This is a genomic window from Yeosuana aromativorans, assembly GCF_014646655.1.
Lineage (GTDB): Bacteria > Bacteroidota > Bacteroidia > Flavobacteriales > Flavobacteriaceae > Yeosuana > Yeosuana aromativorans.
Genome location: NZ_BMNR01000001.1, coordinates 1 through 20,697, shown reverse-complemented (window position 1 = coordinate 20,697; position 20,697 = coordinate 1). Strand labels below are relative to the sequence as shown.

Here is a 20,697-nt window from a genome sequence, read left to right as displayed (position 1 = left end):
TGGCAATTTTTATTCGGTATGTCATTAATTGCAAATCCAACTCACTTTTTTTTAATGGAAAGTGTTTTAGGGTCAAATCCGTACGGACAATGCCTACAATTACTTTCACAGCAATAGCCTCGTTTTAAATGGTATTGCTCTGTAAAACACCGATAACCTTCAGGTGTTAGGTAATAATCACCTTCTTCAATGGGAACAATCTTTTTCATGTTTCACAAAGATAATGTAATTTGTATGGACTTCTTAATCTAAAGTTTATGTTAGTATATCCAATTCAAAGTGTGGTCAACCAAAATGGATTTTGATGATTTTTAAAGTATCTTCGTAGCCATGATTTTTCAGCTAGATAACAGTATTAATCAACCGGTTTTGTTGCCCAACAAATATGGGGTTGAATTGTTTTTAAAGCGAGAAGATAACATCCATCCGTTTATTTCAGGGAATAAATACAGAAAATTAAAATACAATATTGAAGAAGCCAAAAGATTGGGATTTGAGACTTTACTCACTTTTGGGGGAGCCTTTTCCAATCATATAGCAGCGGTTGCTTTTGCAGGCAAGGAGTTTGGGTTTAAAACCATTGGGATTATTAGAGGTGATGAACTGCAAGACAAGATTCCAGAGAATCCTACGTTATCATTTGCAGAGGCCTGTGGCATGCAGTTTAAGTTTGTGTCAAGAGACGAATTTAGACGTAAACACAGCGATTTATTTGTCACAGAATTAAAACAGGAGTTTGATGATTTTTATCTCTTGCCAGAAGGTGGTACCAATGCATTGGCCGTTAAAGGATGTGAAGAAATTTTAACAGAAGGTGATAAGGATTTTGATTATGTGTGCTGTGCGGTTGGGACTGGCGGAACCATTTCTGGCCTTATTAATTGTTCACAACCTGGTCAACAAATTTTGGGTTTTCCGGCTTTAAAAGGTTCGTTTTTAAAAGAAGATATTAGTAAATTTGTAAGCAAACAAAACTGGATTGTTATTACTGATTACCATTTTGGTGGATATGCAAAAGTGAATGCAGAATTGATTCATTTTATTAATCAATTTAAAAAAGATAATAATATCCAGTTGGATCCAGTTTATACAGGTAAAATGATGTTTGGGATTTTTGATTTATTAGAAAAAGGGCGTTTTTCAAAAGGATCTAAAATTTTAGCTATCCATACCGGAGGGTTGCAGGGCATAACAGGAATGAATAAGTTTTTAAAACAAAAAAAGTTGCCAATAATTGAATAGTATGTTTAAAAAAATAGTGTTGCTGTTGCTTTTAGGAAGTTTGATTTACAGTTGTGGCTCTAAAAGGGCAGCAGCTAGAAAACGGCATTCAAAAGCTAAAACAGAGCATGTTGTCATTAGTGAAACACCAAAAGACACGGGCGTGATAACCAGTGTTGAACCCAGTTCAATAGAGCCTGTTAAAATAACATCAACCGAGCAGTATCTTAACATGTACAGTGCCATAGCGCAAGAAGAAATGCGGTTATATGGTATTCCTGCCAGTATCACGTTAGCGCAAGGTATTTTGGAATCTAATTCAGGTAGAGGGCGTCTTTCTGTAGAGGCCAATAACCATTTTGGTATAAAATGCCATGATTGGACGGGGGCCAGAGTATATCATGATGATGATAAGGCCCAAGAATGTTTTAGGAAATACAAGGACGCCAAATATTCGTACAGAGACCATTCGTTGTTTTTAACAACACGCAAACGTTATGCCGAGCTATTTGATTTGGATAAAGATGATTATAAGCGATGGGCAAAAGGATTAAAAGCCGCTGGGTATGCCACCGACAGAAAATACCCCGATAAACTGATTGCTTTAATTGAACGCTATAAACTATACAATCTGGATGATGAAGTTCTTAATCAAACCGGAAAACGAAAAAACAAATACGTTGATCCATCGTTAACTGAAATTGCTACAACGAAGAGTAATGAAAATGATTCGACTTCAGAAGAAAATGTAATTGAAGACAAAAAGGATTCAACGGATATTATATCAAGGCCGAGCGACAAGACTCAATCCAAGATTGCAACAGATAGCAGCACATATACTGTTCAGCAAGGTGAAACACTTTACGCTATTGCTAAAAAATATAATCTCACGGTTGAACAATTGCAAGACATGAATGGTTTAACAGATACAGCAATAAAACTTGGTCAACAATTAAAAGTTAAATCCCAATCTGAATCTGAACGTATAACATACACCGTCGAACAAGGCGACACCTTATATTCCATATCAAAAAAATACAATATATCGGTTCAAGCTTTACAACTGCTTAATGGTTTAAATGATTCAACCATCAGCATTGGGCAAGAGTTGGTAGTGAAATAATTATAAAAATTAAAAATCAATATGATTTACAAACGAAGTAGTGCCTTATTTGCACAAGCAGAAAACGTTATTCCAGGAGGAGTTAATTCCCCAGTAAGAGCATTTAAGGCCGTGGGAGGGACGCCCATTTTTGTAAAGGAAGCAAAAGGTGCTTATTTATACGATGAAGACGGCAATAAGCTAATTGACTATATCAATTCGTGGGGTCCTATGATTTTGGGTCATGCTTTTGAGCCTGTGGTCAATGCGGTTATTGAGAAGGCTAAAAAGGGAACATCTTTTGGAATGCCAACAGAAATTGAAACCCAAATTGCAGAATTAGCCGTTTCCATGGTTCCTAACATCGATAAAATTCGTTTTGTGAATTCTGGAACAGAGGCTTGTATGAGTGCTATACGGTTAGCGAGAGGATTTACAGGAAAGGATAAAATCATCAAATTTGCTGGCTGTTATCATGGTCATAGCGATTCGTTTTTAATCCAAGCCGGTAGTGGAGCTGTTACTTTTGGGGCTCCCAATAGTCCCGGTGTAACTTCTGGAACGGCCAAAGACACCTTGCTTGCAACCTATAATGATATTGAATCGGTTAAAGAGTTGATTGCTGCTAACCCTAATGAAATAGCCTGTATTATTATTGAACCTGTTGCTGGAAATATGGGTTGTATTCCTCCAAAAAATGGGTTTTTGCAAGCATTGAGAACACTTTGTGATGCCCACAACGTACTGCTTATTTTTGATGAGGTCATGACTGGGTTTAGATTAGCCAAAGGAGGTGCCCAAGAACTGTACAACATCCATGCTGATATTGTTTGTTTTGGAAAAGTGATTGGTGGTGGATTACCTGTTGGTGCCTTTGCGGCAAGAAATGAAATCATGAACCATTTGGCACCATTGGGACCTGTATATCAAGCTGGGACGTTGAGCGGCAATCCGTTGGCTATGGCTGCGGGATTGGCCATGTTGGAAACTTTAAACAATGACCCAAGTATTTTTACAAGATTGGCCGAGAAAACAGAGTACCTTCATAAAGGGTTTACTAAGGTTTTAAACGATAATAACATTACACATACCATAAACAGGGTAGGCTCTATGATTTCCATTCACTTTGAAGACAATGCAGTTATTGATTTTAAAACATCGGCAAAGGGTAATAACGAGACCTTTAAAAAATTCTTTCATGGTATGTTAAATGAAGGTATCTATATTGCGCCAAGTGCCTTTGAAACGTGGTTTATTACCGATGCGTTATCGTACGCTGATTTAGATGAAACCATTGCTGCTGTTAATAAAGTAGCTGCAACACTATAAATAAAAAAGCATTTCCAAATTCCGGAAATGCTTTTTAAACAAACTAAATCAATCAACTAACTAAACTAACTATCTTTATTGCTTTTTTTGCTTTCTGTTCATGCCGTCATGCATAGCCATTTTTTTGTGTCTACCTTCCATTTTTTCTTGAGATTGTTCCCATTTTGCATATTGATCAGCATTTAAAATTTCTTTCATTTTGGCTTTCATGACAATTTTATGGTCAAGCATCTCATTCATCATTTTTAAGCGTTCTTCTTTTGAAGGTTTTTCCATAGTACCACTTTCCATTTTAGCTTTGTGAGCTTCCATTCTTGCTTTTCTCTCTGTGGCATTTTGTAGATTTAATTTTTGAACGGCACGTTGTTGCGATTCATTTAAATCTAAATGCAATGTCATTTTTTTGGTTTGTAAGGTTGCCATTTCTTCAGGTGTTAGATCCTGCATTTTTTCCATTCTTGGGCCTCTTTCCCTGTTTGGTCGTTCATTTCTCTCTTGGGCTGACACTTGAATAGCTACCAAGGCTATTGCGATAAATATTGCTTTTTTCATTGTATGTGGTATTAATGTTTATTTGCTATTAAGACTAAACTATTTTAGAAAGGTTTAAACGCAACTGCTTTTTTAACAAAGTATTATGAAGAATGGCTTACTAAAAGAGTTATTTGCAGAGAGGCAAGGTTAAACCAATACCGGTTTGAATATCCGGAGCATTGTTAACGCGAAAGTCTTCTTTCAAGTAAAGCGATATTTTATATTTTGGATGCCCATAGGTGTATAAAAATGTCCAATTGGAAAGTGCTTTATATAGTGTGGTAATACCATGTTGCCAACCACCATGGATTTCTTTCCATTTGCCAATTAGTTTGTAATAATCAGCTTCTTTTAATTTATTATAACGAGATTGGATCTGATAATTTATCCCAAAGGCATTATAGTGTTTTTTCTTGGTGTATTTTGTGAACTCAATTTCGCCTTCAAGTGTTGCCAAGAACGGATTATTGCCTAAGTCCATAACATTACCAAAATTGATGATATTTTTACGTAAGACACTTGTTCCTGCAGCAAAATGAAATTCATTATTGCTTTTTAATATCAGCTTTTTAATAACATTGACAGATAGACCAATATCTAATGACGGGTTATATTTAGATGTATTAAAGCCCAAGTGTGTTCCAATATTGGCAAACACATTCTTTTTTTTGTTGATTAAAAAAGAGGGGTAATAAAAATGATTAAATTCAATACCGCTGATAAAAAAGTCATTGTTGTGTAGTTCAAGTACGCGCCCGTTTCTATCAGTGTATTTAAAATTCACTTGATTCAATCCATAATACTTTCTGCCGTAAGGGTCTTCACCACCAGCAATATTGCTGTGAAACCATTCAATAGTTTCATCATTGGTAAATGGCGAAAATAAATAGTTTCCTTTGGTGATTAAATAAGAACGTAAGGAAATATCCAGTTCATGTTTTTTGTTTATTGGGATGTTTATAGTCGCCCTAAACTCTTTAATTACGGCATCAATCACAATATTCATGTAATCTGCCGGTGTGGTTTCCTGGTCAATAAAATTAAAATTCCTATGATACCAAATAAGTTGACTTTGTTCTTTCTGAACGGTTGGGTCTTTTGGAATGTAGGTTTCAACAAATGGATGAAAGGTATTCCCGCTGACATAACTGATTGTAAATATTGACTTGCTGTCAGGTTGTATTTTAAAATTCTGGTTTATTCTTGAACTAAATATACCAAAGTGATGGGTTGCTAAAATACTTGGTTTATCTATGCCATTTTTAATTGACAGACTGTCTTTTTGTTGTGCAACGCTAACGGTTATTACTATAAAAGCTAAGAAAAATAAAATACGTTTTGGCATTGCGTAAAATTATGCAAAGTTTTTAATACACAACTACCTTATGAATCATAAAAAAATTAACAATCAGGGATGTATTTCTTAAAGAAGATATAAAGTTTTACGGTTTTGGTGTTAAACATTTCTAAATTGGTATAATTATTTATTGAATTTGTTGTCAATTTGTACTGTAAATTAATTGTGATATAATACGCTTAACATTTAAGCACAGTTAAAATCTTCATTAATTAATAGAGTAAGTTAGTTTAGTTAGTTAAATTGGTTAGTTAGTAAAAAAGCCGGTGATTTAAAATTACCGGCTTTTTTTTATGTGTTGATCACTTAAGTGTTTGTGCTATAAATCAAAGCATTTCAACAATCAAATCATCATCAGTCTTTTCAACCTTGGCCAATTTGTGTTTAGTCAGTCCTTTGATGCCTTTGTCCCAGGCCTTATTGCTGAGTTCTGACTGGGATTTCAAATCATTTAGAGGCATGCTTTTTTGAACTTTCAAAATATCCAAAATCACTTTTTCGTTCTCACTCAATTCAATAGCTTTCTTTTCTGGACGCATTTGTGGGAAGAACAACACTTCTTGTATGGATTGGTTATTGGTCAAGAACATAACTAATCGATCCATGCCAATACCCATGCCCGATGTTGGAGGCATGCCATATTCTAGAGCTCGCAAAAAGTCTTCATCAATAAACTTGGTGGCTTCGTCATCTCCTTTTTCAGCCAGTTTTAATTGATGTTCAAAACGTTCACGTTGGTCAATTGGGTCATTTAATTCAGAATAGGCATTGGCAATTTCCTTACCGCAGACCATGAGTTCAAACCGTTCAGTCAATTCTGGATTGTCCCTGTGCTCTTTACACAATGGGCTCATCTCTTTTGGGTAGTCTGTAATAAATGTTGGTTGTATGTAGTTGCCTTCACATTTTTCGCCAAAAATCTCATCAATAAGCTTGCCTTTGCCCATGGTGTCATCTACTTCAATACCAAGGTCTTTGGCAGCTTGTCTGATTTCATCTTCTGTTTTCCCTGTAATGTCAAATCCTGTAAAATGCTTGATGGAATCTGCCATAGTCACACGAGGATAAGGCGCTTTAAAATCGATATCATGTTTTCCAAAAGTGGCTTTGGTAGTACCGTTTACTGCTATGGCGCAATGTTCCAATAAACGCTCACAGAAATCCATCATCCAATTGTAATCTTTATAAGCCACATAAATTTCCATGGCGGTAAACTCAGGGTTATGGGTTCTGTCCATGCCTTCATTTCTAAAGTTTTTAGAAAATTCATAGACCCCATCAAAACCACCAACTATAAGGCGCTTTAAATAGAGTTCATTGGCAATTCTCATGTAAAGTGGAATGTCTAAAGCATTATGATGTGTTATAAACGGTCTTGCGGCAGCACCACCTGGAATTGGTTGTAACACAGGTGTTTCAACCTCAAAATAACCAGCGTTATTAAAAAATTCACGCATGGCGTTGAACAGTTTGGTGCGTTTTACAAATACATTTTTTACTTGTGGATTAACTACCAAATCAGCATACCGTTGTCTGTAGCGCTGTTCAGGATCAGTAAACGCATCATACACAACACCATCTTTTTCTTTAGGTAATGGCAATGGTTTTAAGGACTTGCTCAGTAAGGTGAAGTCTTTAACTTTCACGGTTTTCTCACCAACCATGGTAGTAAACAATTCGCCTTCAATACCTATAAAATCACCAAAATCCAATAGTTTTTTAAAGACATCATTGTATTTGGTTTTATCTTCTCCTGGGCAAATTTCATCTCTATTAAAATACACTTGTATTTTTCCCTCTGCATCTTGAATTTGTGCAAAAGCTGCTTTTCCCTGTAGCCTAATAGCCATAAGCCTTCCAGCAATGGTTACATATTTACCTTCTTCAAAATGGGTTTTTATATCTTTTGAAGAATGTTTTACAGGATATAAATCGGCCGGATATGGATTAATACCTAATTGGCGTAATTTTGCTAATTTTTCTCGTCTTACTTGTTCTTGCTCTGATAATTGCACCATATTGTTAATGTCTGAAACGTTTTTTTAAACGCACAAAGATAATTACTATTACTAAGGATATCAATTTATTATATTGAAAAAAATGTAACAAATTTGTTTTAAATTGGTCTTATAGAAAATCATCAATTAAAAATCAATCAAATGAGTTTCTGGAGAGTTTTACTTTCAATAATCTGTCCGCCACTGGCCGTTATAGACAAAGGCTGTGGTTCCATATTCATCGTGTTTTTATTATGGCTTTGTGGTTGGGTGCCCGGTGTGATTGCAGCCTTGGTTATATTGAACAATCCTAATAGATAAAACTTAAAAAATATCGTAATTTTGCAGTCTATGAACAAGCAAATAGAACTGCAAGATTTAGGTTTTAAAGACTACAAGCAAACTTGGGATTACCAAGAACAATTGTTTAAAGGGATTGTAGATACCAAGATTAAAAATAGACGAAACGAATCGAACACTCCTACGAACAATTACTTTTTGTTTGTTGAGCATCCACATGTATATACCTTGGGAAAAAGTGGTGACCTATCAAATTTGCTGTTAAATGAAGAGCAACTTCAAGAAAAAGGAGCCACATTTTATAAAATAAACAGGGGAGGAGATATTACCTATCACGGCCCTGGTCAAATTGTTGGGTATCCTATTCTGGATTTGGAAAACTTCTTTACCGATATTCATAAATACCTCCGTTTTTTGGAGGAAATGATTATTCTCACTTTAGCCGAGTATGGTTTGAAAGCTGAACGAAGTAAAGGTGAAACAGGGGTTTGGTTGGATGTAGGAACGCCGTTTGCCAGAAAAATATGTGCCATGGGCGTTCGTGCCAGCAGGTGGGTTACCATGCACGGTTTTGCGCTGAACGTGAACGCCAACTTAGGCTATTTTGATAATATTATCCCTTGTGGAATTAGAGGGAAATCAGTGACGTCACTTAATGTTGAATTAGCTCAGAAAACCGTTGATGAGGCTGAAGTAAAAGAAAAGTTGTTAAAGCATTTTTCTGAATTGTTTGAAGCGGAGTTTATCGGCATTAAAGCTTAGGATAATAGCGCTTTCGTAACCAAAAAGCAACGCGAACCAATATAATTAAGGCGGGAACTTCCACCAATGGACCAATAACTCCTGCAAAAGCCTGACCAGAATTCAATCCAAATATTGCAATGGCAACCGCTATGGCCAATTCAAAATTATTCCCTGCTGCTGTAAATGAAATTGCCGCATTTTTATCATAGTCAGCTCCCATGGCCTTACTAACAAAAAAGCCAATAAGAAACATGATAGCAAAGTAAATAAGCAACGGAATAGCAATTATAAGAACGTCTTTAGGGATTTGAACAATCAATTCACCCTTTAATGAAAACATGACGATGATTGTAAATAACAAGGCAATTAAGGTCATAGGAGAAATGGTGGGAATAAATTGTTCTTTGTACCAGGAATCGCCTTTAAGTTTTACTAAAATAAGTCGACTCATTAAGCCCAATAAAAATGGGATTCCCAAATAAATGGCTACACTTTCAGCAATGGTAGCAATGGAAATATCAACAATGGCACCTTCAAAACCAAAATAGGGAGGCAATATGGTTATAAATATCCAAGCGTAAAAACTATAAGCAAATACTTGAAAAATACTGTTTAAGGCCACCAAGCCGGCGCCATATTCACTGCTACCTTCGGCAAGGTCGTTCCAAACCAACACCATGGCTATGCATCGGGCCAAACCAATCAAGATCAATCCTACCATATACTCTGGGTAGTCTTGTAAAAATGTAACCGCTAAAACGAACATGAGAATAGGGCCAACAATCCAGTTTAAAATAAGCGATATAGAAAGGATTTTCACATTTTTAAATACTTTTGGTAATAAAGCGTAATTCACTTTTGCCAAAGGTGGATACATCATCAAAATAAGGCCAATTGCTATGGGAATATTGGTGGTACCACTACTGAACGAATCAATAATTTTAGGAAAGGAAGGCACAAAATAACCAATACCAACCCCAATGGCCATCGCCATAAAAATCCAAAGGGTTAGGTTTTTATCCAAGAAACTCAGTTTTTTCTTTGTCATGTTACACTATTTTATTTGTGAAAATACATAGTACAATTCTGTTGCTATTTGAATACTTCGTTCTTCATATTTTGCTTCTTGTTGCGAAGTATTGTCAAACGCTTTGGGGTCTTCATAAGTAATTGGAATTCGTTTTTCAGCTCCTGCAATAAAAGGGCAATCAGCATCGGCTTGCGAGCAGGTCATGATGGCTGCAAATCCTGATTGTGGATTAAAAGCATCATCATAGGTTTTTGAAAAACCAACAACGGGCGGTTCACTATCGGAATATGAAATGGCATAAACCGGATTGTCTCCTTTTGAAGTGATATTGATTTTAAAGCCGGATTTTTCTAAAGTCTTTGCAACCATTGGAAATAAAGCTGTTGCTTCTGTGCCTCCAGAATAACAAAATACATTTTTTACATTAAAATGACACGCCATTACCTGTGCCCAAACCTGAGATAAATGACTTCGGCGTGAGTTGTGGGTGCAAATAAAATTAATGTTGATGTCTTGTTTTTTGGTTGTTTTCTGCTGAATAAAAACTACTAACGGCTGAAGTATAGACTTCCTCTCAGGAGTGATGGTTTCAATATTTAAATCATTAATTACCTTGATAATATCTCTATAAATCATATTGGTTTATAATGTTTTTGGTTTAGCAACAACCAGATTTTGGTGAACAGCAAGAGCTTGTTTTTTCTTGTAATTCTGATAATTTTAGTTTGGGCTTGTCTTGTTTTTTACCTGGTTTTTCACCGTAAACCGTGATGCTAAAAATACCCGTTCCACCATTGTTAAAACCTTTAACCTGTTCTTCAGAAAGATATTTAACAAGAATATCATTAGGAATGGTAATGGGTTTTTCTTTTTGGAGGGTTATGTTGTAAAAACCTTTGTCTTCTAATAATTGTAAATAATCTGACTTTTGAATGGCTCCGGCAACACATCCAGCATACATTTCGGCATCCTGTCTCAATGCTTCGGGTAGATTCCCAACCAAAACAATATCAGAAATACTAAAATGACCGCCTGGTTTTAAAACCCTGAATATTTCTGAAATGACTTTTTTCTTGTTAGGTACTAAATTCAACACACAATTACTTACTATCACATCGGCTATATTATCGCTTACAGGCATATTGTCAATATCGCCTTCCCTAAATTCCACATTGTTATAACCTAGTTTTTCGGCGTTAATGCGGGCTTTTTCAATCATGATAGGGGTAAAGTCAATACCAATAACCTTGCCTTCGGCACCTGTTTCGTGTCTGGCAACAAAACAATCGTTACCTGCTCCAGAACCCAAATCAATAACCGTATCGCCTTTGTTGATGTTTGCAAAATGCGTTGGAAGTCCGCAGCCCAGACCTAAATCAGCATCACTTACATAGCCATTTGTTTCAGAATAGTCGTCCATCATAATATTGTAAACTTTATTTGATGGCGTAGTGGCACCACAGCAGGACGATGCATTTTCTGCTTTGCCTTGTTCGGCAATTTTAGCATATCTGGTTTTTACGATGTCTTTTAATTCTTGTTCGGTCTTCATTTTTATAATTTTTTAGTGATTTTAACAACAACTTGAATTGGTTGGTTCTTGACTTAAAAAGGACATGAACATGGTTTTAATCTCAGTCCATTTGTCTTGGTTGATGCAATAGCAAACACTGGTGCCTTCAATATTTCCTTGAATAATGCCTATGTTTTTAAGTTCCTTTAGATGTTGGGAAATGGTAGGTTGTGCCAATCCAATTTCATCTACCAAGTCGCCACAGATACAGGCATTAATTTTTATGAGGTGTTGCAAAATGGCAACCCGTGCCGGATGCCCAAAGGCTTTGGCAATTTGTGCAATATTGTTTTGTTGGTCCGTAAAGATTTCAGTTTTGGTTAAACCCATAGCATATATTATTATATTGCAATATTACGATTAATAAATTAATGGCAAAAATATTCCTGTAGTAATTTCGTCTTTAATATGAATTTTTTTTTTTTGTTATTCCTGGTAGGCAATCAACATAGATATGGCTGGAATGTTTACAGTTCCTTCAATTGGTTTATTAACTTCAAATTCATCTCCAACAACTCCTAATGTCCATTTGCCGGGAAGTTTGTAGTTAACAACTTCTGGTCTGGCATTGTAAATTACGTATATGTTTTTCCAATTATCCCCATTGGCATGGTTGCTAATTTGATAACTGATAAGACCATTTTCATACGTTTTAAACTCTAGGTTGTTCCTAACGTCGTCACCGGTTTTCATTCTAAAAGTGGGATGCGCTTTTCGTAACTGTATTAAATGTTTATAGTATTCTACAACATCGTGATGGGTTGATTTCCAATTCCAATCGATTTGATTGATGCTATCAGGAGATTTATAACTATTTTCTATACCTTGTTTTGTTCGCAGCATTTCTGACCCTGCGTGAATGAATGAAATACCCTGGGATGTCAATACAACGGCATTGGCCAATTTGTCCATAGCTTTTAGTTCATCATCAGTGGCGTTTGGTCTTGATATTTTAAGTTTATCATAAAGTGTATGGTTATCGTGGCAACTTGCATAGACAATAGATTGCCATGGATTTGTGGTCCAAGGCGCATTAGATGCATTTACTTTACTATTGTCTACCTGTGGATGTTGAATACAACCAACAATTCCCATTTTTACAGATTCTTCCATTCCCTTGCCTCCACTAACAAAGCCAGGACCTTCAGGGTTGTTCCAAGACCCCTTTAAACCATCTCGTATTTCATCTGAAAAAGCAGAAACATCAGGCGTTTGATTAATGTTGAATTTAAAAGCTCTTTTTTTCCAGGAATAGGGAGAATCGCCTGGCGACCATCCTTCACCATAAATAATAATATTTGGATTTATGTTTTTTAATGCTTTTGAAACGGCATTCATGGTTTCAATGTCCAATATGGCCATCAGATCAAACCGAAAGCCATCCACATGGTATTCCTTTGCCCAATATGAGACCGTTTCTATAATATACTTGCGCATCATTTCCCTGTCGGAAGCAATTTCGTTACCACATGCAGATGCATTGGACGGTGTTCCATCTTCCCAATGGCGATAGTAGTACCCTGGAACTTCTAAATTAAATACCGAATTTTCATAAAGAGCAGTATGATTAAAAACAACATCTAGAACGATACCGATATTGTTGTCGTGAAACGCTTTAACCATCTGCTTAAATTCCCTTATTCTAACTTCTCCATTGTTAGGATCTGTGGCATACGAACCTTCGGGAACATTATAATTAAAGGGGTCATATCCCCAATTGTATTGTGGGGTATCGAGATTTGCTTCATCAACAGATATAAAATCACATGTAGGTAACAAGTGTACATGAGTGATTCCCATTTCTTTGATATGGTCTAGCCCCGTAGAAAAACCATCGGGTGATTTAGTGCCTTTTTCTGCCAAACCTAAATACTTGCCTTTCATTTGAATGCCCGATTCAGGATGAACACTTAAGTCCCTTACATGGGCTTCATAAATAATAGCCTCATTTGGTGTGTTTACTTTTGGGCCTTTATCAGATTCCCATCCTTCGGGATTTGTGGTTTTCAAGTCCACAACCATGGCTCTTGTGCCATTAATGCCAACGGCTTGGGCATAAATGCCTTGTGTTTCGGGCAATAACTTGTTATCAATTTTTACCTGATAGGTGTAATATGTTCCTTTATAATCTCCAGCTAACTTTAGTTTCCAAACCCCTTCTTTATCAATTTTCATGTTATGTGTCGCTTTGGGTTCGCCACCAAAACCTTCTTTGTATAGATGCAACTGCACTTCATCAGCAGTTGGCGACCATATTTTAAATTCTGTAGCATCTTTGGTATAGTTCAACCAAAGGTTTGTGTTTGCGACAGGATAGTCGTCAAAACTTTTATAAACGATTTTCTTGTTGGAACAGGAAGTAAGCAAGGTAGTTACCAGTATTAGATTTAAAATTATTTTAATTTTCATGACACCCTTTTTCATGACCCAAGTTTTTTTGAATCTTTTAAATTGACAAGAAAACTAAGTTAGCTAAAAAAACCTTACAAAATAAAGGTTACCCTTCTGCATTAAAATACACTTTATAGAAGTGCATTTTTTTCTCGTCATCGTAGCCACGTTCCAGGTATTCACTGGCGGCTTCGGGTGCATCAATATCCAGTTTAATTTGTATGTTGGTGTCCAGTTTGATATCGGTTTTGATTTTTTTCTTTTCCTTATTGACAACCAAATCAGAGACATCAAATTGGTTTCTTATCACTAGGTTCTGTTCACCTTCAAAAGTCCTTTTGTAATCGTCAAATAGGGTTTTGTGCTTGTCTTCTTCAAAAATATCGTCTTTAAATCGCTCAATGTTAACCACTTCGTTTTCCTTAAAAAAATCAATAGTCTTGGCCAAAAAGCTATTTTGTTCTTGGGAACCGTAACTGGTTTTTAAGATGTCGGTTGAAAAATCCTTGCACAGCTCAATGTATTGTTGCGTATGGCTGTTGGCATCATCGGCATACTTGATGTTTAAAAAATGATTGGTCCAATATTGTGCATCATAACTGTTATTGTCAACGCTTAAAACAATGGGGCCTTCGGTATCCGATTGGTTTAAAATTAAACAGCCTTTATCTACTTTTTTAGAGCTGATGCCTTTTTGTACCAACACATCATAGCTGTTGTTTTCCAAGTAGGTCTGGAAAAAATTGACTTTGTTTTCAATCTTAAAAATACCAAGCGCATTGGTGGTTATCTCATTGAATTCAATGCCTTCAAACATCACAACCAACACATCCCCGGTTTTAATTTGTGATGAATTGGATTGTTCATATAAATGGGTGACGATGTGTTTTGAAACCTCAATAAAAGCCTCATCATCATTGAATATTTGTTGTGAATAGGTGTTAATTTCGTTTAACGCGATATTGGCGTGATGGTTAAACCGATAGCTTTGAACCACAGAACCAAACGGGCGCAACAAAAAAGGCAGCATTAAATCATAACTAGCTTCATCAAAATCAACAGGTTTTTCTGAAAAGGCATTTTTGGTGTCATTAAATTTATTGCCAACTTTATGAATGATACATTTTGAAATAGAGGCATTTTTTCTTGAAATCATAGGTTTTGATCTTGTTTCTTTGAGTGTGCAATACTATGAAAAAACCAAAGAACTCTGCTAATTTATTTGGTACAGAATAATGGAGTCGGCATCGCCTTTGGTAACAAATTCCAAATCCCTATCGGTATCTATGTTATCAAGTGTAATGGCCGAATTTCCATATACTGGGAAATTAGGCAACAGTTTGGCATTACTATCAAACAGATATACTTTTTGGGTTTGTAAATCGGTTACGGTCACATAAATTTTATCCTGTAAATAGAATAGTTTTGGTGCTGTGTAAATACCATAATCCAGCTCATAGGTGTTGCCTTTAATGGTAAGTTTATTATCACTCAATGTTACCAGGCTCTTGCTGGAGGTTTCAATATGATGTTGCGACGACAGGTTTAAATTTTGGGACACAGTGTTGCCCTTGGTGTCTATGGTTATCAGGTTGCCTTCTGGGCTTGTGGTTGTAAACTTGTTGTTGTACAGGTAAATGGTTTCATTTGAAAATGCGCTGGATGTTTTTGGGGTCACTCGGGTTCTGCCGGTTCTATCCAGAATATACATGTTGTTTTGGGTTTTAAAAACAATATAGTCTTTACCGCTAATTTTAAAATGTTGTGGCTGGTTCAAAATGGTATTGTTGGCCGATTTAAACACAAAGCCATTGACCGGTTTTAGGTTTTTATCATACATCAACAAGTTCTTGCCTTGCGTTACCAAAAGTCTGTAGTTTTTGTTTCGGTCATAATCAAAGACAGATAGAGGTTGTGTAATAACATCATTGAAATTACCAGGAAAAGGCGATACATCATGTCCGTTTCTGTCAACAACATAGAGCTTGTGGGGTGTTGCAAAAGCCAGTTGTAGCTTACCGTTTTTGTATAGGTCAATTTGTTCAATGGTTCCCAAAACAGGTCCGTCCAATTGTTTTTTCCAAAGAATCCGTCCGGTATTGGAGATTAAATACAGGTTGTTTTTGATGTCTTGTACAACAATTTCCTTTTGCTTGGTAATGTGGTTGGTAACAAATTGCGGGTTGTTCAATAGGTCAGAATCCAATTTGATATTGAGCTCTTCAGAAATTGAATTGAGGGCTGCTTTGACCTTTGTCTTTTTGATGACGCCGTTCACATGGGCAAAATCGGTATCGTACACAAATTGTAAAGCCGAAATTTTATAGTTGTCAAATGATGCAGATACGTCCTCATTAAGGTTATTGCTTAAAATGTCCTTTAAAACTGAAGGACTTAGAACCATGAGCAACGAAGAGGCATCACTCAACTGTTCTGCTATGTCTGTAAAGTACGGTTGTTCACTTAAGGTGGTCTTGTTTTGGTAGTTTGAAATAATATTTTGAAGCAATTCCATATCATCTGCAAACACAAAGAAATTATCCAGTATGCAATATTTATCAGCCGTGTTGCATGTTATTAAAGGCGAAAACAAGGATATGAATAAGCCAGGTTTGCTAAAACTATAAATTTCAACCTGCCTATAGGTTTCCAATACGTTTTGTTCGCTAATCAAAGCGTCCTCAGTAGACATGGCATCCAAGGAATTTAGTACGATGGCCCTGTTTTCAGAATCGTATAGTTCGCCAACTTCAATGACATTATCAAATAACGGTATTTCGGTTTTTAGCGTGTCCACCTGAGTGAATTTAATAAGGTTGGAATGAAAGTTTTTAAAATTATTAAACGTAAAACTCAAAAAACCATCGGAGTCGGCAGGGGTTACTTGTTGAATTTGGTTTTCTTGCGGAATGATATTTTTAAACACGTTGATAAAACTCTTTACAGAATCATTGGCTTGTGTTATGCCATTGAATAAAGTGACGTCCTGGCTTATGTCTACATCAACGGCCAAATAGTTGGTGAATGTTTTTAAAGGAAGTTGATTGTTTGGAAAAAATGACGTTATGGTATTGCTATCATCACATTTAAGTATGACGGATACCGTGTTGTCATCATTGGTTGTCTTGTTTATTTTTTCTAATTCCGGATTGTTGTTTGAATAACTAAAAGCGCTTTCAACCAGCTGTTTAGAGGATGAGGTGAAAAACGTACTATCTATAATGGCACTGTAAAAGGTGTTCTTGTTGAGTGTGGATTTAATAATGGTTTTGTTGTTGTATTTCAGTGTTTCTTCAACATAGTTTTTAAGTGAATCCCTAACAAACAATCCCTTTGAATATTTTGTGATAGCCGAATATTGAAGGCTGTCTGCATCATTCCCTGAAAAGCAAATTAAAACGGATGAAGAAGGCTTTAAAAGCGATAAATTTTTTAATTGCCCATCTACATGTTTATAAACGTCTGTTTTTGAAAGGTGTTTTAAAAAATCATTATTGAGAATACTGCTTTGCAAACTTTCCAGATTGGAGGTTTTTAAAAGTATTGATGTGTTTTCGGGAACAAAATGGATAAGTTTTGTATGATTGGTTTCTTCGTTTGAACAGCTAAATAGGATAAGTATTAAAAGGGAAAAACAAAAAAATCTCATGGATGCATTAATTTTTACAAACCTAGTAATTTTTAAGGTCAATTTGGTGTCAGTTCGAGTGATTTTCATTAGAAAATCGTATTGAGAACATCTTCAAATCAGAAAAAAATATTCTCAACACTATTTTTTTATTTCAATTCATAAATCTCTTTCAAATCAACATTTTCAAAAAGCATAACGGCTATAGGTCTAATTCCAATTGATCGGGGAGCAGTCTAAAGGTTTTTCTGTGGTATTTAGTAATGCCGTATTGTTTTATGGCCTCTCGGTGTTCTTTGGTTGGGTAACCTTTGTTTTGCTTCCAGTTGTACATGGGATATTCTTCATGGATCATGTTCATGTAAGCATCTCGATAGGTCTTGGCAAGAACCGAAGCGGCAGCAATGCTCATGTACTTGCCATCACCTTTAATAATGGTTTCAAAAGGAATGGTCTTGTAGGGTTTAAATTTGTTGCCATCAACAATAATAAACTCTGGTAATGGTTGTAATTGGTCAATGGATTTGTGCATGGCCAATATGGATGCATTGAGAATATTGATTTTGTCAATCTCATCATGAAAAACATGTGCTACTCCAAATGATACAGCCTCACTTTCAATAATGGGCTTGAGGGCATCGCGTTTGGTTTCTGTTAATTGTTTGGAATCGTTTAAAACATTATTTGCAAAATCAACATCCAATATAACAGCCGCTGCCGTTACGGGACCAGCCAAACAACCGCGACCAGCTTCATCGGTGCCGCATTCAAGTTTGAATGTTGAGTGTTTTATTGTTAACATATTAGCCTTAGAATTATCAAATTTATGATTTTATAACCTAATTTTTGTTGTTGCCTCATTTTTGCGTGCGAATAAATATTGAATTTTCATCAGCCATTATTAAATGTGTAAATTTTAACCTGATATGCTGAAATTACTGCAATTTTAAAGGGTTATTTTAAGAAATATGTATTTCGAAATAAGAATCTTTGTGTTTTGAATCGCATTTTTTTTACAATTGCTTTGTTTATTTAAGATAATATTTAGATGTTTGTGCCAGACTAATTCAAATTAATTATAACGTATCAGCTTTTTTAGGTTGATTGTTTAAAGAAAGCCAGCGAAATTTCGCTGGCTTTCTTAATTTAAAATATTTGATGGCTCTTAACGTTCAAATAATTACTTTTGTTTCGGAAAAAAACAATTATGAGGAAAATCCTTTTGTCAGTCATTTTATTGTGTGCGTTCAGCGGTGTTTTTGCCCAAGACAAGTCCAAAAAGCCAATTCGTAAGATAGGCGAAAAACTAGGCTTGGTTGAATCGCAAGACAGCACAAACCGCAAAGGGCCTAAAAGTCCAAATGATAAGGCTGTTGCTAAAATCACTGATTACCTTATAATAAGCAAAGAGAATGATACCACGTTTGTTGATACAACCCTAACCATAAAAAAGGAATATAAATTCAACTACTTACGAAAAGATAATTTTGAGCTTGTTCCGTTTTCAAATTTGGGGCAGACCTATAATTCGTTAAGCTATAATTTTGAAAGTACCAAGCTCATGCCAAGCTTTGGTGCTAGGGCCAGGCATTTCAATTATATGGAAATTGAGGATATCAACTATTATCGCGTTCCCACACCTTTAACGGAATTGTTTTATAAAACAGCATTTGAGCAAGGACAGTTATTGGATGCTTTTTTTACCGTAAATACGTCGCCTCAATTTAATTTTTCCGTTGCCTATAAAGGGTTGAGGTCGTTAGGAAAATATCAACATATCTTAACGAGTACTGGGAATTTTAGGGTTACAACCAATTATAACTCAAAAAACAAGCGGTATTTTTTAAGAACCCATATTGTCACGCAGGATTTACTAAACCAAGAAAACGGGGGCTTGCAAGATAGTAATGTGCCGTATTTTGAAACCGGGGATCCCGAATTTTTAGACCGATCCATTCTAGCTGTGAATTTTGAAAATGCAGAAAGCATCCTTAAAGGAAAACGCTTTTATTTAGACCATACCTATAACATTATTAGAAAAAAAGACACAACCTCAAGCAATAAGCTTAGCTTTAGGCATATTATGTCGTTTGAAGACAAGTATTACCAATATGACCAAACAACCGCTAGCGATTATTTTGGGGACGCTTTTAAAAACTCAAAACTAAAGGATAGGGTTTCGTTGGAAAATTTTTATAACCAAGTACAGTTAGACTACAGTAATGACCTTCTGGGAGATTTGCAGTTTAATGTAAGTAGCGATAATTACAATTACGGTTATGATAAACTGGTAGTACTTAACGGAAACACTATTGTAAACAGATTAAAAGGTGATATCTATTCGGCAGGAGGAAGCTATCATAAGCAATATAGAGGATTCGATTTGAAGGGCGAAATGGGTATCAATGTAACCGGAGATTTTGATGGAAACTTTATAAAAGGAACCGCTTCCTTTAAATTAAATGACGATATGTCGGCAATGGCAAGCATAAACCATAGTTCAAAAGCACCCAACTACAATTTCTTGTTGTATCAAAGTGAATATATAAATTACAACTGGCGAAATAATTTCAATAATACAGAAACAGAACAACTGGCATTTCATTTAAAATCAAACAAGATTGCCAACCTCTCAGTAGACTATTCTACAATTACCGATTATGCCTACTTCAAAAGAGACCAAACCGACAATCAAATCAAGGCATTTCAAAACAGTGCAACCATTACCTACTTACGCGTTAAATTAGAAAGGGAAATCAGGTTTGGTAAATTTGCATTGAACAATACCGTATTATACCAAAACGTCCAGGACCAAAACAATACCATAAATGTACCAGAACTAACAACGCGCAATACCCTATATTTTTCATCAAACGTGTTTAATAAGGCCATGTACTTGCAAACAGGTGTTACCTTTAGCTATTTTACAGCATATTACATGAACGCCTATGATCCGTTGTTGGCAGAATTCTATGTTCAAAACGAAAGAGAATATGGAAACTTCCCAAGGTTGGATTTCTTTATCAATACAAAAATCCGTCAAACACGTATTTATTTAAAGGCCGAACATTTCAACTCCGCATGGACAGGATATAATTACTATTCAGCACCAAACTACCCTTACCGGGATTTTACGGTGCGCTTTGGCCTTGTTTGGAATTTCTTTATGTAATATTTGGGCATCCCCAAGCAAAATAAATTTGCTTGGTCGCGCTTTCACTACTCACTTTTTTATGCACTACCTAAAAGTAGTCCATAAAAAGAGTTCAAACATTTAGCCTGCGTTGAGCGCAGTCGAAACGTTCAATCGCTAATGCAAACTGTAAATGCGCTACAAAAAATCAAAGAAACAATAACAACGGTTATTAAAATCAGTTTTCCAACAACTGTAACCAATTCAGGATCAACCCATAAAAAGTGGTGTAAAAAAAAGGATAAAAAAAGGCTTAAAAAGTTTGTGCGGAACGGAAAAAGGGTCGTATGTTTGCAGC

General features: G+C 35.8%; 17 protein-coding genes and 1 pseudogene. 6 read left to right on the top strand and 12 right to left on the bottom strand.

Annotated features, from left to right (window positions below):
• Nucleotides 1-41 precede the first annotated feature (41 nt).
• The gene (locus IEW94_RS00095; protein WP_188649229.1) at nucleotides 42-209 is read right to left on the bottom strand and encodes a C1orf53 family protein; all 168 of its coding nucleotides are present in this window, start codon (nucleotides 207-209) and stop codon (nucleotides 42-44) included.
• Between the two features lie 121 nt (nucleotides 210-330).
• Here IEW94_RS00095 and IEW94_RS00090 point away from each other — a divergent pair, with 121 nt between their 5' ends.
• From IEW94_RS00090 to hemL, 3 genes and pseudogenes are all read left to right on the top strand, one after another.
• The gene (locus IEW94_RS00090; protein ID WP_188649228.1) at nucleotides 331-1,242 is read left to right on the top strand and encodes a 1-aminocyclopropane-1-carboxylate deaminase/D-cysteine desulfhydrase; all 912 of its coding nucleotides are present in this window, start codon (nucleotides 331-333) and stop codon (nucleotides 1,240-1,242) included.
• Nucleotide 1,243: 1 nt separating this feature from the next.
• Nucleotides 1,244-2,185: pseudogene (locus IEW94_RS00085) on the top strand (glucosaminidase domain-containing protein); the annotation flags it as partial.
• 180 nt (nucleotides 2,186-2,365) lie between these two features.
• On the top strand, nucleotides 2,366-3,652 hold the full coding sequence (gene hemL, locus IEW94_RS00075) for a glutamate-1-semialdehyde 2,1-aminomutase (protein ID WP_188649227.1): 1,287 nt from the start codon (nucleotides 2,366-2,368) through the stop codon (nucleotides 3,650-3,652).
• 75 nt (nucleotides 3,653-3,727) lie between these two features.
• Here hemL and IEW94_RS00070 read toward each other — a convergent pair whose 3' ends face one another.
• The 3 genes from IEW94_RS00070 to lysS form a co-directional block, all read right to left on the bottom strand.
• Complete coding sequence (locus IEW94_RS00070; protein ID WP_188649226.1) at nucleotides 3,728-4,204, bottom strand: DUF4890 domain-containing protein; 477 nt, start codon at nucleotides 4,202-4,204, stop codon at nucleotides 3,728-3,730.
• Nucleotides 4,205-4,313: 109 nt separating this feature from the next.
• Nucleotides 4,314-5,531 (bottom strand): hypothetical protein, encoded by a 1,218-nt coding sequence (locus IEW94_RS00065; RefSeq protein ID WP_188649225.1) that lies wholly within the window; start codon nucleotides 5,529-5,531, stop codon nucleotides 4,314-4,316.
• 338 nt (nucleotides 5,532-5,869) lie between these two features.
• The gene (gene lysS, locus IEW94_RS00060) at nucleotides 5,870-7,561 is read right to left on the bottom strand and encodes a lysine--tRNA ligase (RefSeq protein WP_188649224.1); all 1,692 of its coding nucleotides are present in this window, start codon (nucleotides 7,559-7,561) and stop codon (nucleotides 5,870-5,872) included.
• 141 nt (nucleotides 7,562-7,702) lie between these two features.
• Between lysS and IEW94_RS00055 the strand changes: the two genes are divergently transcribed.
• A complete protein-coding gene (locus IEW94_RS00055) occupies nucleotides 7,703-7,861 on the top strand; it encodes a YqaE/Pmp3 family membrane protein (protein WP_119029747.1) in 159 nt (52 codons plus the stop codon).
• A 30-nt stretch (nucleotides 7,862-7,891) separates the two neighbouring features.
• Nucleotides 7,892-8,602 (top strand): lipoyl(octanoyl) transferase LipB, encoded by a 711-nt coding sequence (gene lipB, locus IEW94_RS00050; protein ID WP_188649223.1) that lies wholly within the window; start codon nucleotides 7,892-7,894, stop codon nucleotides 8,600-8,602.
• On the opposite strand, the gene arsB is transcribed toward lipB, so the two are convergent.
• The 8 genes from arsB to rnhB form a co-directional block, all read right to left on the bottom strand.
• Nucleotides 8,592-9,632, bottom strand: a complete 1,041-nt coding sequence (arsB, locus tag IEW94_RS00045; RefSeq protein WP_188649222.1) for an ACR3 family arsenite efflux transporter — start codon at nucleotides 9,630-9,632, stop codon at nucleotides 8,592-8,594. The genes lipB and arsB overlap by 11 nt on opposite strands.
• A 6-nt stretch (nucleotides 9,633-9,638) precedes the next feature.
• Nucleotides 9,639-10,250: an arsenate-mycothiol transferase ArsC gene (locus tag IEW94_RS00040; RefSeq protein ID WP_188649221.1), complete on the bottom strand. Its 612-nt coding sequence runs from the start codon at nucleotides 10,248-10,250 to the stop codon at nucleotides 9,639-9,641.
• Nucleotides 10,251-10,272: 22 nt separating this feature from the next.
• A complete protein-coding gene (locus IEW94_RS00035; protein WP_188649220.1) occupies nucleotides 10,273-11,166 on the bottom strand; it encodes an arsenite methyltransferase in 894 nt (297 codons plus the stop codon).
• A 21-nt stretch (nucleotides 11,167-11,187) separates the two neighbouring features.
• Nucleotides 11,188-11,517 (bottom strand): ArsR/SmtB family transcription factor, encoded by a 330-nt coding sequence (locus IEW94_RS00030; RefSeq protein ID WP_188649219.1) that lies wholly within the window; start codon nucleotides 11,515-11,517, stop codon nucleotides 11,188-11,190.
• Nucleotides 11,518-11,613: 96 nt separating this feature from the next.
• Nucleotides 11,614-13,596 (bottom strand): type I pullulanase, encoded by a 1,983-nt coding sequence (gene pulA / locus IEW94_RS00025; RefSeq protein ID WP_188649218.1) that lies wholly within the window; start codon nucleotides 13,594-13,596, stop codon nucleotides 11,614-11,616.
• Between the two features lie 88 nt (nucleotides 13,597-13,684).
• A complete protein-coding gene (locus IEW94_RS00020; RefSeq protein WP_188649217.1) occupies nucleotides 13,685-14,734 on the bottom strand; it encodes a nucleoid-associated protein in 1,050 nt (349 codons plus the stop codon).
• A 57-nt stretch (nucleotides 14,735-14,791) separates the two neighbouring features.
• A complete protein-coding gene (locus IEW94_RS00015; protein WP_229669401.1) occupies nucleotides 14,792-17,296 on the bottom strand; it encodes a ribonuclease HII in 2,505 nt (834 codons plus the stop codon).
• 112 nt (nucleotides 17,297-17,408) lie between these two features.
• The gene (gene rnhB, locus IEW94_RS00010) at nucleotides 17,409-18,008 is read right to left on the bottom strand and encodes a ribonuclease HII (protein ID WP_188649216.1); all 600 of its coding nucleotides are present in this window, start codon (nucleotides 18,006-18,008) and stop codon (nucleotides 17,409-17,411) included.
• Between the two features lie 405 nt (nucleotides 18,009-18,413).
• On the opposite strand from rnhB, the gene IEW94_RS00005 reads away from it, so the two are divergent.
• Nucleotides 18,414-20,378: a putative porin gene (locus IEW94_RS00005; protein WP_188649215.1), complete on the top strand. Its 1,965-nt coding sequence runs from the start codon at nucleotides 18,414-18,416 to the stop codon at nucleotides 20,376-20,378.
• The last annotated feature ends 319 nt before the right edge of the window (nucleotides 20,379-20,697 follow it).